The 15,282-nt window shown below is 36.9% G+C and carries 14 protein-coding genes; 9 read left to right on the top strand and 5 right to left on the bottom strand.

From position 1 onward, the window contains the following. Positions 1-12: 12 nt before the first annotated feature. The 4 genes from upp (at position 13) to hda (ending at position 4,554) form a co-directional block, all read left to right on the top strand. The gene (gene upp / locus D7029_RS11265) at positions 13-639 is read left to right on the top strand and encodes a uracil phosphoribosyltransferase (protein WP_023581896.1); all 627 of its coding nucleotides are present in this window, start codon (positions 13-15) and stop codon (positions 637-639) included. Positions 640-830: 191 nt separating this feature from the next. After that, complete coding sequence (uraA, locus tag D7029_RS11260) at positions 831-2,132, top strand: uracil permease (protein WP_194950727.1); 1,302 nt, start codon at positions 831-833, stop codon at positions 2,130-2,132. A 286-nt stretch (positions 2,133-2,418) separates the two neighbouring features. Then, positions 2,419-3,624, top strand: a complete 1,206-nt coding sequence (locus tag D7029_RS11255) for a mechanosensitive ion channel family protein (protein ID WP_088495294.1) — start codon at positions 2,419-2,421, stop codon at positions 3,622-3,624. 222 nt (positions 3,625-3,846) lie between these two features. Further along, positions 3,847-4,554: a DnaA inactivator Hda gene (gene hda / locus D7029_RS11250; RefSeq protein ID WP_006533048.1), complete on the top strand. Its 708-nt coding sequence runs from the start codon at positions 3,847-3,849 to the stop codon at positions 4,552-4,554. A 210-nt stretch (positions 4,555-4,764) separates the two neighbouring features. On the opposite strand, the gene D7029_RS11245 is transcribed toward hda, so the two are convergent. The 3 genes from D7029_RS11245 to D7029_RS11235 form a co-directional block, all read right to left on the bottom strand. After that, positions 4,765-6,015, bottom strand: a complete 1,251-nt coding sequence (locus tag D7029_RS11245) for an MFS transporter (RefSeq protein WP_088495295.1) — start codon at positions 6,013-6,015, stop codon at positions 4,765-4,767. A 692-nt stretch (positions 6,016-6,707) separates the two neighbouring features. After that, positions 6,708-7,064: an arsenate reductase (glutaredoxin) gene (gene arsC, locus D7029_RS11240; RefSeq protein ID WP_194950726.1), complete on the bottom strand. Its 357-nt coding sequence runs from the start codon at positions 7,062-7,064 to the stop codon at positions 6,708-6,710. A gap of 8 nt (positions 7,065-7,072) precedes the next feature. Then, a complete protein-coding gene (locus tag D7029_RS11235) occupies positions 7,073-8,545 on the bottom strand; it encodes a tetratricopeptide repeat protein (RefSeq protein WP_194950725.1) in 1,473 nt (490 codons plus the stop codon). 154 nt (positions 8,546-8,699) lie between these two features. Here D7029_RS11235 and D7029_RS11230 point away from each other — a divergent pair, with 154 nt between their 5' ends. Continuing rightward, positions 8,700-9,776: an AI-2E family transporter gene (locus tag D7029_RS11230; RefSeq protein ID WP_088495298.1), complete on the top strand. Its 1,077-nt coding sequence runs from the start codon at positions 8,700-8,702 to the stop codon at positions 9,774-9,776. 96 nt (positions 9,777-9,872) lie between these two features. Here the strand turns inward: D7029_RS11230 and bcp are convergent, their stop codons facing one another. Together bcp and D7029_RS11220 are read right to left on the bottom strand one after the other, a co-directional pair. Beyond that, positions 9,873-10,343 carry a thioredoxin-dependent thiol peroxidase gene (gene bcp, locus D7029_RS11225; protein WP_088495299.1) on the bottom strand — a complete coding sequence of 157 codons (471 nt, stop codon included), beginning with the start codon at positions 10,341-10,343 and terminating at the stop codon, positions 9,873-9,875. An 18-nt stretch (positions 10,344-10,361) separates the two neighbouring features. Beyond that, the gene (locus D7029_RS11220; RefSeq protein ID WP_036912784.1) at positions 10,362-10,919 is read right to left on the bottom strand and encodes a glycine cleavage system transcriptional repressor; all 558 of its coding nucleotides are present in this window, start codon (positions 10,917-10,919) and stop codon (positions 10,362-10,364) included. Between the two features lie 215 nt (positions 10,920-11,134). Here D7029_RS11220 and dapA point away from each other — a divergent pair, with 215 nt between their 5' ends. The 4 genes from dapA to purC all read left to right on the top strand — a co-directional run bounded on the left by dapA (position 11,135) and on the right by purC (position 15,214). Beyond that, entirely contained in the window at positions 11,135-12,034 is a 900-nt protein-coding gene (gene dapA / locus D7029_RS11215) for a 4-hydroxy-tetrahydrodipicolinate synthase (RefSeq protein ID WP_023581903.1), read from the top strand. A gap of 16 nt (positions 12,035-12,050) precedes the next feature. Next, on the top strand, positions 12,051-13,097 hold the full coding sequence (gene bamC, locus D7029_RS11210; RefSeq protein WP_194950724.1) for an outer membrane protein assembly factor BamC: 1,047 nt from the start codon (positions 12,051-12,053) through the stop codon (positions 13,095-13,097). 287 nt (positions 13,098-13,384) lie between these two features. Next, complete coding sequence (locus D7029_RS11205; protein ID WP_088495302.1) at positions 13,385-13,975, top strand: phosphatase PAP2 family protein; 591 nt, start codon at positions 13,385-13,387, stop codon at positions 13,973-13,975. Between the two features lie 525 nt (positions 13,976-14,500). After that, a complete protein-coding gene (gene purC / locus D7029_RS11200; protein WP_088495303.1) occupies positions 14,501-15,214 on the top strand; it encodes a phosphoribosylaminoimidazolesuccinocarboxamide synthase in 714 nt (237 codons plus the stop codon). The last annotated feature ends 68 nt before the right edge of the window (positions 15,215-15,282 follow it).

The raw sequence follows: 15,282 nt of genomic DNA, 5'->3' as shown, positions 1-15,282 counted from the left end.
TTAGGAGAAATTATGAAGATCGTTGAGGTAAAACACCCACTCATTCAACATAAATTGGGGCTGATGCGAGATCATGATATAAGCACTAAACGCTTTCGTGAACTGGCTTCAGAAGTTTCCAGTCTACTGACGTATGAAGCTACCGCCGATTTAGAAACAGAGACGGTAACAATAGAAGGTTGGTGTGGTTCGGTAGAGATAGAACAGATTAAAGGAAAAAAAATCACAGTAGTTCCTATCCTCCGTGCAGGTATCGGGATGATGGATGGAGTATTAGAAAATATTCCTAGTGCCCGAATCAGTGTAGTTGGCGTTTACCGCGATGAAGAAACATTAAAACCTGTCCCTTACTTCCAGAAATTAGCATCCAATATTGAAGAGCGTATGGCTCTTGTTGTTGACCCTATGTTAGCAACAGGCGGCTCTATGATTGCCACAATTGATTTATTAAAAAATGCGGGCTGTACTTCAATTAAAGTATTAGTACTGGTTGCTGCTCCAGAAGGTATTAAGGCATTAGAAGAAGCTCATCCAGATGTGGAGTTATATACTGCATCTATTGATAGTCATCTTAATGAGCACGGGTACATCGTTCCAGGTCTTGGCGATGCTGGTGATAAGATATTTGGTACAAAATAATAATTAAGCCGACTTTGATAGTCGGCTTTTTTTTGGACCACTTATTTGTTCTATACTCTAAATATTTTAAGGTGCCGCTAGATGACTCGTTCGAGTGAGCGTAGTTAGCAACGCGGTGGCTTAAAGTAAGACGAGTATAAAGTTAAAAATACAAACCAATTTCACATTCATATTAAAGAGAGGTCGTAAGCATGACTCGTCGTGCAATCGGGGTAGAAGAGCGCCCACCATTATTACAAACAATTCCGTTGAGTCTTCAACATCTGTTTGCAATGTTTGGCGCCACCGTACTTGTGCCAATTTTATTTAAAGTTAATCCGGCAACAATATTGTTATTTAACGGGATCGGAACCCTGCTTTATCTCTTTATTTGTAAAGGACGCATTCCTGCTTATTTAGGTTCAAGTTTCGCGTTTATCTCACCCGTACTTTTACTATTACCTTTAGGGTATGAATTAGCACTCGGGGGATTCATCGTCTGTGGTGTGTTATTTTGTATCGTTGCAGGTATTGTTAAAATAGCAGGACGAGGCTGGATTAATGTGATGTTTCCGCCTGCGGCAATGGGCGCAATCGTTGCCGTCATCGGACTTGAATTAGCTGGAACTGCTGCGGGAATGGCAGGATTATTACCAAGTGCTGATGCACCGGTTGATACCCAAACACTGCTTATTTCTATGGTGACTTTAGGGGTGACAATCTTAGGCTCTGTGATGTTTAGAGGATTCCTTGCTATTATTCCTATCCTTATTGGGGTACTAGCAGGTTATGCACTCTCTTTCTTCTTGGGCGTTGTTGATATTACTCCAATTAAAGAAGCTAACTGGTTTGCACTACCGACATTCTATTCTCCGCGTTTTGAATGGAGTGCTATCTTTATTATCCTACCTGCTGCATTAGTGGTTATTGCAGAGCACGTTGGACACCTTGTTGTTACAGCAAATATTGTGCAACGCGATTTAATGAAAAACCCTGGCTTACATCGTTCTATGTTCGCAAACGGTTTCTCTACCATTATTTCGGGTTTCTTTGGCTCAACACCAAATACCACTTATGGTGAAAATATTGGTGTTATGGCTATCACTAAAGTTTACAGCTCATGGGTTATTGGTGGCGCGGCAATTCTCGCTATCTTATTATCTTGTGTCGGTAAACTCGCTGCGGCGATTGCTGCTGTGCCTGTTCCAGTGATGGGTGGAGTTTCACTACTACTTTACGGTGTTATTGGTGCATCAGGTATTCGTGTCTTGTTAGATTCAAAAGTGGATTATAACAAACCGCAAAACTTGATATTAACTGCAATTATTCTGATTGTTGGTGTGAGTGGTGCATCCATTCAGATTGGTGCGGCTGAATTAAAAGGCATGGCATTAGCAACTATCGTAGGTATTGTTTTAAGCTTAATCTTTAAATTAGTTAGTATTGTTCGCCCTGAAACAGAATTAGTGGATAACACTATCGAGTCTGTTAGTGGTACAGCAAACAAAAAGTAATCGATTAAGAAAATCTAAAGCAATATGCTGAAATTAATAAAAAGGTGGATGATCTCCACCTTTTTTATTGCGCTTTGTTTTTTGTGTCATATTAAAAACTAAGATTTTTGATGTTTTAAGTGTTTAAAACTTAGAAAAGCATGATTAATTCAATCATGATGTTTATTTAAATAAAATAAATGAGACAATGGGGGTCTGTTCTTATGCGAAATAGGCAATTTGTCTGTGGTTTGAGTGGTATTCGTTTTAAGGTTGGAAGCGTCTCAAAAAAGGTATAGCGTAATTTATGGAAAAGCTCATTGAAATTTATGATTTCATTACATCAAAGCAGATTTTTACCACAATATTTTTAGTTATTGTGTTGCTGGTGGTGTGGTTTCTCGCCAAAATGATTTTCCGCCGAATAGCAAAGCGTTTACTTTTTTTATTTACTGAACTTTCAGATGAAGAGACGATAGAAGATATAGCTAAAAAGAGTGCATCTATTGTTGCTGTTACACTCGTTCTCTATATTAATCAGCTATTACCGTCTTTTTCAGCTGAAATGAATATTATTTTTGAGACGGTTGCTCGCGCCTTTATCATTATCAATATTGCCTCATTGCTAAATAACGCGCTTGATATCTTCAATATTAGGCATGCCAAAAAAGCGTGGCATCGAAATAACTCTATCAAAGGCTATATTGAGATTGCCAAAATCGTGGTTTGGATTATCTCTTTTATCCTGATCATTGCGTTATTTACTGAACAATCACCACTTATTATTATCTCGAGCTTTGGTGCCATTGCTGCGGTATTAATGTTTGTTTTTCAGCATACACTTATCTCTTTTGTTGCCAATATTCTTATCTCTAACGGAAAAGTATTAAAGCTTTATGATTGGATTGAATTACCCAGTAGTAATATCAGTGGTGAGGTTATTGATATCGCATTACATACGATCACTGTACGTAATTGGGATAATACAATTTCGCGTATTCCAACCAAAGATTTTTTGACTGAAAAATATACAAACTGGCAACCGATGTTTTCATCAGGAGGGCGTCGGATCAAACGCAGTTTTTATATTGACCAATCTTCGATTTCATTTGCAACGCAAGAGTTAGTATTAGAATTAAAAAATACAGCACCGCTTCGTAAGAGCATAGAAACGATGCTAGAAGGAAAGGAAGAAGAGATTGGTGATATTAATGAGTGGTTAGAAACAAAAGGGGTGACAAACCTGCAATTGTTTCGTAAGTACATGCTAAATTGGATAAAAATGCGGGGTGATGTTCGACCTGATATGTATTTAGTGATCAGAACAATGCCACCTACACCGATGGGATTACCTGTAGAGTTATATTGTTTTACTCGCGCAACCACGTGGGTTGAATATGAAGAGACTCAATCTGAAATCTTTGAGTATATAAATGCATCAGCTAAATATTTTAAGCTCGATATTTATCAGCAACCTTCAGGTAATGATGTTGCGAAATTAAAATTTAGATAATAAAGACGATTAATTAAACAAGAAATGTTTTTTGATTTTGTACTAAACAATTTGTGATACAGCAAGACGATAAATAAATAAGTCATTAAGAGTATATAAAATAGACTTATCACGATAATCTTGCTGTTATCTTAATCAGTGCAATGTGCTTTTTTAATATTGATTCTGACCTTGTGAGAATTTGTGTTAGAATCACCACGTTTATTAAACTATTCAGGTGAGGTGCTTCTGAATACGCCGTCACAGCTATCATTACCACTATCTCTGCCCGATGATGAGACATTCGATAGCTTTTATGCAGGGGAAAACGCGTCGTTAGTCGCGGCAATTCGAACCGCCATTCATCAATCTCATGGCAGTTATATCTATTTCTGGTCTCGTGACGGAGGTGGAAAGAGCCATCTATTACATGCCGCTTGTGCTGAGCTTTCACTAAAAGGTGATGCTGTTGGGTATGTTCCTCTTGATAAACGAGCCTATTTTGTTCCCGATGTTCTTGAAGGTATGGAACACTTATCCTTAGTTTGTATTGATAATGTGCAATGTATTGCAGGTGATGAAGAGTGGGAACTCGCCTTATTTAATCTTTATAACCGCGTTTTAGAGCATGGACGAACCTGTTTATTAATTACAGGGGATAGACCGCCTCGCCAAATAGAACTACAACTTCCTGATTTAGCATCTCGCCTTGATTGGGGGCAAATCTACCGTCTGCAACCTTTAAGTGACGAAGAGAAAATTCAAGCGCTACAATTAAGAGCAAAACTTCGTGGATTTGAATTACCTGAAGATGTTGGTCGTTTTGTATTAAAACGTTTAGATAGAAAAATGCGCACCTTGTTTGAAATGCTTGATGAGCTTGATCACGCTTCTATTGTTGCTCAACGTAAACTTACCATCCCATTTGTGAAAGATATCCTCAAACTTTAAATTGCCTCACTCATCTTATTCGGTGGGGCTAATAATTTAAATCCTATCTCTATTTTCTAAATCTAATACCTATTGAAAGTAATAATTCGTTGTTATTCTTGAACCGTGATCGTTCTATTTTCTTAGATAAAAAAGAGATAAAAAAACCGCTTGTCTTTATACAAGGCAAGCGGCGAGAGACACAAACAATAAAGGAGGAGGGTTAAATAATTAGTTTGCTTCTACTACTTTGGCTTTCTTCTGAGGAACCAGTAAGAAAATCAGATAAAGTGCAGTGATTGCAACTGTGTAGCCTGTGAAGATTAACCAGAATGATTTCCAATCAACCGCGCCATTAGTGGTATATAAATCGATCACCCAGCCGCTTAACATTGCACCTAAATAAGTACCGAAACCGTTCACTAAGGTCATAAACATACCTTGTGCTGTTGAACGATATTGTAACGGGATCTCTTTTTCTAAGAACAGTGAACCAGAGATATTAAAGAAGTCGAATGCACAACCATACACAATCATTGATAACAATAAGACGATTTGACCTAATGATGTGTAGTCACCGTAAGCAAAGAAGCCGAAACGTAAGATCCAAGCAACCATACTAAATAAAACGATAGTTTCGATTCTTACACGTTTTAATAACAGTGGTAGGAATAGAATAAATACGACTTCTGAAATCTGTGAAATAGATAAGAACACTGAAGGATAACGTGCAAAGAATGAATCATCTGCATTTGGAGATTGTGCAATATCTTGCAGGAATGGCACACCAAATGTATTAGTAATTTGCAGTACAGATCCTAATAATGTTGCGAAGAATAAGAAAACAACGACATTTTTCTTTTTAAATACTTGCAAGATATTAGTGATACTAAATGCCACTTCTTCGGTTTTAGTTTCGTTTTTATCAGTTGCTTTAGTGGCAGGTAAGAACATTGCAAATACAGCTAAAACAATAGAGGCGATTGCTGCAACAAAGAGCTGGTGGTAGCTATTACCTAAACCTAAGAAGCTAATCACCCACATGGCGGCAATAAAGCCAACGGTGCCGTAAACACGAATTTTCGGGAAGTAATTATTAGGCTCTAAATGTTTTTGTTCTAACAGTTCGAAAATGATGCTGTTTGCCATTGAGATACTTGGCATAAAGAACAATAAATGTAATAGAGTTGCAAAGAAGAGCGTGGTTACTGTTGTCATTTGCGACATTAGCACTAATGCTAATGCGGAAAAAATATGCAGGGTAATAAACACTAATTTACGGTTATTTATTTTATCTGCAATAAATCCCATGATGACAGGTGCGATAAGTGAGGCAAGTCCAAGAGCACTGAAAATAAGCCCAACATCACTACCTTTAAAATGCAGCTCTCCAAAGAGATACGAGGCAAATGTTACAAGCCAAGATCCCCATATAAAGAACTGGAGGAATGAGACAAGTTTTAATCTAAGTACGATATTCATCTGTTTTCCTATTAGCCTAGCAATCACCCGACACCAATAATGGAGATTGGTTAGTTTTAATTGCCCATAATGTTGGCTCTAACGTTGTTTATTTCATATACATCTACAACTTCATTTCACACTGATTAATTGTCATCAAGTTAAAAAAACAACAATAAAAGAAGAGATAGAGTAAATAACAAATTGAAAGCTTATTGCTGTGTTGCAGTATTGTTTTAAATGTGTATTTCTTGTTAAATTCTTTCTTGGATGATAATGGAAAAATATTTTGGCGAGAATTTATAGTTTATCAATTCTGCTATCATATTTTCTGATGTCCATGATATGTAGGAATGCATTTGCGTAAAGAGACTTGAGTCACAATATAAATGAAACGCATGATTATTTTTTTCTCATAATCGTGAGTTTATGCGGTGTAGTGTGATCTCAATAAAAGTTTTCAAAAATGGCGATTTCTTACTCATAAAAAATATGAAATTGAGATGAAAATTTTTGAAAGCATAAAGCGATTGGTTTTTTTCTATTGTGGAAATAAGAAACACTTTGCTAATTGTAATGTTTACAATTTAACAACATTTAATGATTTATTTCTTATTTGAGAAAAGAGAGTAAACGGTTGCGGGATTAATAATGACGTAGATAGAGAGAAGCCCATATATAAGAATATAAATATAGGCTTTGAATTTTGAAGATTAATTAAACAGTTCTTTCACTTGCTCTGGAGGGCGGCCTAAACGGGCTTTATTACCTACAACCACAATAGGGCGTTCAATAAGTTTAGGGTTTTCATGCATTGCTTGAATTAATACATCTTGTGATGTTTCATCAGCCAGTTTTAGTGTTTTATAAATTTCTTCTTTTGTGCGCATTAATTCTCTTGCGTCATTAAAACCTAATGCGTTGAGCAGTGTTTTAAGTTCCTCAACAGAAGGTGCTGTATCTAGATAGTGAATAACATTAGGTGTTATTTGTATTTCTTCTAGTAAATGTAAGGTTTCACGGCTTTTTGAACAGCGTGGATTATGATAAATCGTCACTTTCTTGGTCATGTTGTCCCTTATTTAAATTGACTGTCTCTTTGCTGAATTTTTCTTAATTGGTCTATGCGAGCATCAAAGCGAGCTTGATCGTTACTGCCTAATTTGACTTGTCGGCTTGCATCACCTAAATAACGAATTGCCGTTTCAAAGTCACCTCTTAGGGCCAAATCTTCCGCATAAGCGGCTAATTCATGAGCTCTATCACCTTGTTTAGCTGAATTTTCTGCCATTAATTGCCAGCCGATAGGATCGTTTGGGTTATCAAAGGTATAACGATAAAGCAGGCGGTTTGCTTCGTTATATTGCTTATTATGTATATATGAGTTAGCTAAGTTGGCAATAAGGACATTGTTATTGGGTTTTTGCTTCAATGCCTGTTGTAATCTTGCAACCGCATCGCTTGCACGGTTTTGTTCTAAATCGATATCGGTCATGGCATCAATAAGCCAAATATTATTCGGCTCTCTTTCTAACATCGGAGTGAGCAGTTTTCTTGCGTCATCAAATTTACGATCACGAGAATAGATAAGTACTAGCGCATAATTTGCAGCTGACTTTTCAAGAGCTGTACCTTGCTTAAACTGATCAAGTATCGTTTGTAATGCATTCTCTGATGTTGGATTTTTCGTCAACATGGTTAATACACGCATTTTAGCAAACAGAAAATCAGCTGACTGTGGAACCTGTCGAGCAGGAAATTGACTTGCTCGACTTCTTGCATCGGATAAACGGCTATCTGGTAAGGGGTGCGTTAATAACATTTCAGGCGGTTTAGAGCTATATCGTACTTGGTCAGCAAGAATTTGCATAAAGTCCGGCATCCCTTTGGGATCAAATCCTGCACGATAGAGTGTCTGTATTCCGATACGGTCTGCTTCTTGCTCGTTCATTTGCGTGAACGTGATCATATTTTGCTGCATACCCGCCATACTACCTGTAAAGGTTGCAAGACCTGCATTCGGGTTTGCCATAAATATCAGAATAGAACCTAATACACCAGCAAGAGCAAGGGGCGTTGTTTTAGCCTGATCTTCAAGCATTCGTGCTAAATGTCGTTGAGTAACGTGTGTGATTTCGTGAGCCATAACAGAGGCTAATTCACTTTCTGTTCGGCTATATCGAAAGAGTGCGGAATGCAAAACAATGTTTCCCCCAAAATAAGCAAAGGCGTTAATATTGGGGTTGTTAACTAAATAAAAGTGAAAAGGAGTTTTGACTGAACTGGCGTTCGAAACGAGTTTTTGTCCTAAATTATTAATATAGTTAGAAAGTAATGGGTCAAAAACTAATGGTGCACTATTTCGCAGTTGGCGAGTATAGTAATCACCCATAGCGATTTCTTGATTGATGCTTAATGTTGAACCTGCGGTGGTTCCCATATCAGGTAAAGAGTCTTCAATATCAATCGCAGCCTGAGCAGGCACTACTGATGTTGATAGCAACGCAGAAACAAGAAGCGCGACTAATGGTTTTTTAAGTCTGAGTTTCATACAACTGTATCCTGATGGCTATCTTAACGAAAAATTAATAATTAATGATGTATGATAGCAAAACCTAACGTAAAATCTGTCAAAAGATTATTGCTTATGTAAATAAATACATACAGCTCTATTATTCTGATTATTATAAAGGATCTTTATTTTCATGCTGGACTTGCTTGTTCAATGGTACAAACGCCGATTTGCTGATCCACAAGTTATCGCCCTTGTGGTCATTTTGATTGCCGGCTTTTCAATTCTGTATTTTTTCAGTGGCATACTTGCTCCTTTATTAGTGGCAATTGTGCTTGCTTATCTTTTAGAGTGGCCAACTCATTTACTTGAGAAATTAGGGTGCGCCCGTATATGGGCAGTATCGATAATTCTGACACTCTTTATTGGTATTAGTGCCATTGTTATTTTGATTTTAGCGCCAACTGTGTGGCAGCAAGGGATGACACTGATTTCAGATATCCCAAATATGATCAATAAGTTCAATGCATTTGCGCATGAATTACCGGATCGTTTCCCTGCATTAATGGATGCGGGTATTGTTGATATGATGGCAGAAAACTTACGCAGTAAGTTCTCAACGGTGGCTGAATCTGTATTAAAAGTGTCTTTAGCTTCGCTAATCGGAATTATTACACTGTCGATTTATCTTATTCTTGTGCCTTTAATGACGTTCTTCTTACTTAAAGATAAGCAACAGATGCTTAATGCGGTTCGTCGTGTTTTACCAAAAAACAGAATATTGGCAGCTCAAGTTTGGATTGAAGTTAACCAGCAAATTACCAATTATATTCGGGGCAAAGTAACCGAAATGATAATTGTGGGTGTTTTCACTTATTTTGTATTTGCTTTCTTCGACTTGCGCTACTCTGTATTACTTGCTGTGATCGTCGGCGTTTCTGTTTTAGTTCCTTATGTTGGTGCTGTTTTAGCAACAATTCCAGTTATTGTGATTGCATTATCTCAGTGGGGATTAGGCTCTGATTTCTGGGCGTTATTTATCGCTTATCTTGTTGTTCAAGGATTGGATAGCAATTTATTAGTACCAATTTTGTACTCTGAAGCTGTAAATATGCACCCTTTAGTTATTATATTGTCGGTGATTATATTCGGTGGAATGTGGGGATTTTGGGGCGTATTCTTTGCGATACCATTAGCAACGCTGATAAAAGCAGTATTGCATGCATTACCCGATGAAATTGCGAATGAGCAACATACAAAGAAAAACTGAAGACAGCATTGAACGCATTAACAAAAAACAAATAAAAAGTAGATAAAAAAACAGACAGTGCAAACTGTCTGTTATCTTATCAATACTAAGCTTTTATTATGGATGCTGAGCGAGATATTCGAGAACGACTTGATGGTGATTACTGGTTTTAAAGTTATCAAATACGTGTTCGATAACACCATTTTTATCAATTAAGAATGTTGTACGATGAATACCATCGTAAGTTTTCCCCATAAATTGCTTTTCTCCCCAGATACCAAACTCTTCTGCAATCTTATGATCTTCATCCGAAAGCAACGTGAAATTTAGCATCTCTTTTTCAGCGAAACGGGAAAGTTTTTCTGATTTATCTGTGCTGATGCCGAGTACTTCAACTTTAGCTTTTTTTAGTGCATCCATTTCATCACGTAAGCCACAAGCTTGAGTTGTACAACCCGGTGTCATTGCTTTAGGGTAAAAATAAACGAGCACACGTTGGCCAGCGAAATCAGATAAATTAATTGTTTCTCCATCTTGGTCGGGCAGACTGAATTGAGGCGCCTTTTCACCGGCTTTTAATGGGTTCATTAGGTCATTCTCCATTTTTTACTGTTTCATCATCAGACTATTTACGATACTTATTGTGCCTTGAGCGTTCAGCTCTGTACATAATTGATTAAATTTCTCATTAATAACAAGACCATGATCATCTAATGGATTATGCGCCGTAATTTGTATTTCTAAACGGGCAGGTGAGCCATCTTCTGACGGGTGTGTTTTAGAGATTAATTCAGCAAGATTAAAATTATGTTGGCTAAATAGATTAGTAAAGCGTTCTACAATACCGGGTGCATCTTCAATATCAACTTTTGCTGCGATTGTTGAAGGATAGGTGATCGGCGCACCATTGGTGGTTCTTTTCATTACGGTCAATAAATCCAGTTCCGCACTTTTAATGGGCAGCAACGCTTCTAATTGTGCGATAGCGTTCCAGCCACCTGAAAGTAGCATGATAAACGTAAACTCTTGACCAAACATCGCAAGTCGGCTGTCCTCGATATTACATCCGCATTGGCTGACTAATTGTGTAATGGTATCAACAATACCAGGACGGTCAGCACCTAATGCAGTAATGACGAGAAAATGTTTATCAGGTATGGGCAAAATAAGGTTCCTTTTGACTTTCAGTATATTCTTAACAGGTAAACACAAATTTCGATTTCTGCCAAGATCCCTTGCTCACTATCTTCAATTATTATATCTCTTTAATTCATATCAAAGAATATTAGCAAATTTCATTAGAAACCTAGAGTTAAGTAGTTTTCAATAGAGCAACGAATGAGTACCATTGAGTATACGTCTATCTCGGAGCAATGATTATGGTGAATAACGAATTTAATTTTACAGGCAGTATGGTGGCATTGGTTACACCAATGGACGCAAAAGGCAATGTTGACCGGGTTAGTTTACGTAAATTAGTTGACTATCATGTTAATGCAGGCAGTGCCGCAATAGTTTCTGTTGGTACAACAGGAGAATCTGCAACATTAAGTCATGACGAGCATGTTGATGTTGTTCTGATGACATTAGATATGGCTGATGGGCGTATTCCTGTGATTGCTGGTACGGGTGCTAATGCAACATCTGAAGCAGTCTGGTTCACACAACAGTTTGAAAATAAAGGTATTGCAGGTTGTTTAAGTGTTACACCTTATTATAATAAACCTTCACAAGAAGGGTTATATCAGCACTTTAAAGCGATTTCTGAAAGCACAGCATTACCACAAATCCTGTATAATGTGCCGGGTCGCACTGGATGCGATTTATTGCCTGTAACAGTTGCACGTTTAGCCAAGTTGGATAATATTGTGGCAATTAAAGAGGCGACAGGGAACTTAAGTCGTGTTAGTCAAATCCAAGAGTTGGTTAATGATGATAGTTTTATCTTATTAAGTGGCGATGACGCATCATCATTAGACTTTATGCAACTTGGCGGTCATGGTGTTATTTCGGTTACTGCTAACGTTGCAGCGTCAGAGATGGTAGAATTATGTCGATTAGCAAATGCGGGTGAGTTTGCAAAAGCACGTGAACTTAATCGACGTCTGATGGACTTACATCATCAGTTATTTGTTGAACCTAATCCAATCCCAGCTAAATGGGCGTGTCAACGTATTGGATTGATTGAAGACGCCACATTGCGCTTACCTATGACTCCGTTGACATCATCAGGTCAGCAAATTGTTGAGAAAGCGCTGTTAACAGCGGGAATACTGTAAAACTTAGGGAATTTTAATGGCAACACTATTGCATAAATCAAAGATTATGAAAGTCGCGGGTCTGTCGCTGGTGGTTTTACTGGCAGCCTGTTCAAGTGATCAGCGCTATAAACGTCAGGTCAGTGGTGATGAGTCTTATTTAGAGACGGCAGGGCTAAAGAATTTAGCAATTCCGGCGGGTATGGTGTTGCCTTTGCAAAATGGGGAATATGACATTCCAACCCCTAAAAAAACTGAACCTGTTGGTTTAGCGCTTGATATTCGCCCACCAACTCAAGCACTGAATCTGTTAAGTGGTTCACGCAGTGAAAATAATGCAGATAACAGTCGTTTGTTATTACCAAATTCACCTGAAAATACAACACTATATGAGCAAATTAGCTCTATCTTAAAAGAGAAAGGTGTTGCGATTGCCAAAAGTGATGCAGGGCAAAAAGAGATCCACACTGATTGGATCACATGGTTACGTGCAGATGAAAACGTACCTTTCCAAACACGTCAGCGTTTAGTGATTGCTCAGTCAGGTAATGTTATTTCGTTAACAGTGACTAATGAAGGTTTACGCCAAGGCGAAACTGAGATGACTGATCCGGCTGAGGTGAAGCGTTACAATATTTTAATGCTTAACGAATTGGTTGATGGCTTAAACCGTATGCGTAATTTAAGCGAAAATACGGCAAGCAGTAGCTTACAAGGTATTATCGATGTCCAAAGTGGCAGTGATAATGCGGGCCTTCCAGTGATTATCGTTCGTGCACCATTTGATGTAGTTTGGGATAGATTACCAATCGCATTAGAAAGTGTTGGTATGAAGATGGGTGATCGCACACGTTCTAAAGGTTCAATTGAAGTAACCTATAAAGGAATGAGCAGTGCGAACTGGAGTGCGTTAGGTGTTGATAGACCAACTGTTGAAGAAGCGGATTATAAATTACAAGTCGGCGATTTAAATAACCGCAGTAGTTTACAATTTATCAGTGATAAAGGTAAACCATTAACACAATCACAAAATGATCAAATGGTTGCTGCACTGAAAGCTGCTTTTAGTAAGCCTGTTAAATAAGTATTATTTTTTAAAAATATGAGAAGCCGTACAATAAATATTGTGCGGCTTTTTTATGATCTTAACTTAATTGTATTAATCTAAATTGAAATTTATTTATAAAAATACAATCGAGATTGCTGGATTTAACATCATTAATTGAATGCTCTTTTAATGATAAGGTTTAATTTAAAATTATTAATAATATTAATCTTAATGCAATACGATTAAATTTATGCAATATTGCGTCAATTCTTATTCTTAAATAAAAATAACAAAGCATTCTCTGACTATATGAAGGGGTATTTATGAGTGCAGGTGATATGATTATTCACTTGATATTAAGTGGGATACTTATTGTAGGTGTTTATCAATTTTATTTTTTTACTCAACGATATACATTGAGAGAAGTGAAAGTTATTAACTCACCGATTGATGAAAAAATTCCTTTCTGGCCATGGTGGTCATGGATCTATAGCTTTTTATATTATCCTGCAATTTTATACCTCAACTGGATCATTCAAGACTCAAGACAATTCATTATGATTGTTTTTAGTTATATTGTTTTGTTAGTCATGCAAATGTTTTTCTTTGTTGTGTTCCCTGTTGCAACTCCAGCACATTGGCGCACATTAAACCCAGGAAAAACAGCGTCAGAGAAATTTCTTAAGTTTGTTCAGTATTTTGATGATTCCTCAAACTGCTTCCCTAGTATGCACGTTTCCGTTGCAACACTCACCGCATGTCTTGCTTATGCAACCTTAGGGCCTTGGGTTTTCTTATTCCCATTATTTATCGCATTATCTTGCATGTTTACGAAACAACATTACTTAATTGATTTACCTGCAGGTGCTTTATTAGGCTGGTTTGCTTATGAGATCTACTGTTACATTATTTAATTAAAACATGATGTTATTAAGAGATAACATAAGTCTTTTTAAATATAAAAATAGATTAGAGATAAATCATTAAAACGCGTTGATGCTAATACTGATAACCAGATTAAATTTCAATAAAAAGAAATTAATCTGGTTTTTTATTATTGATTACTCAAAATAAATGTAATATGAAACAGAACTAATGATTATTAAGAATATTATCTGAAAATAGAAATAATGCAGTGATATAATCTATAATTATTCTTATTCTGACTTTTTATATTTTATATATTCTGATTTTACCAAACGATCTTTTTATTGATGATTATAACTTTCGTTATGAGTGTGATTGTTCAATAGAATTAATTGAAATATGATTTCTAATAACAGAGATTATTTTTAATAATAAAACGTTGTGAACTTCAGATTAAAGGCGAGATTTTTTAGTGATAGTACTCACGTTTTAAAAGCTTTTTTGTCTGATCTAGAGTAGAGTATGGGAAGCAAATTTCTTGTTAAACCTATCACATCTTTGGAGTGTGTCAGATGCAGAAAAAAGCTGAGTTGTATCGTGGAAAAGCCAAAACGGTCTATGCCACTGAATCTTCTGATTTTCTTATCCTTGAATTCAGAAATGATACATCAGCGTTAGATGGCCAACGTATTGAACAGTTTGATCGTAAAGGCATGGTAAATAATAAATTTAACCATTTCATTATGAATAAACTGGAAGAAGCGGGTATCCCAACGCAGATGGAACGTTTGCTTTCTGATAATGAAGTGCTAGTAAAAAAACTCGATATGGTACCTGTTGAATGTGTTATCCGTAATCGTGCAGCGGGATCATTAGTCAAACGTTTAGGTATCGAAGAAGGTACACTTTTAAACCCACCAATCTTTGATTTATTCTTAAAAGATGATGCTCGTCATGATCCTATGGTCAATGAATCTTACTGTGAAACCTTTGGTTGGGTGTCTAAAGAAAACCTCGCAGAAATGAAACGTTTGAGCTATAAAGCAAACGATGTCCTTAGCGAACTCTTTGATAAAGCAGGACTTATTTTAGTCGATTTTAAACTTGAGTTTGGTCTATTTCATGGCAAAGTGGTATTAGGTGATGAATTCTCTCCTGATGGAAGCCGTCTATGGGATAAAAATACCTTAGATAAAATGGATAAAGACCGTTTCCGTCAAAGCTTAGGCGGATTAATTGAAGCATACGAAGAAGTTGCACGTCGAATCGGTGTTTCTTTAGACTAAATACGCAAACGATTACGTCAAGTTTAATAAGATGTAATTAGAAAAGGTCAGCTTAAAGCTGACCTTTT

This window comes from Proteus vulgaris (assembly GCF_016647575.1).
Classification (GTDB): Bacteria; Pseudomonadota; Gammaproteobacteria; order Enterobacterales; family Enterobacteriaceae; genus Proteus; species Proteus mirabilis_B.
This window is presented reverse-complemented; position numbering and strand designations above follow the sequence as displayed.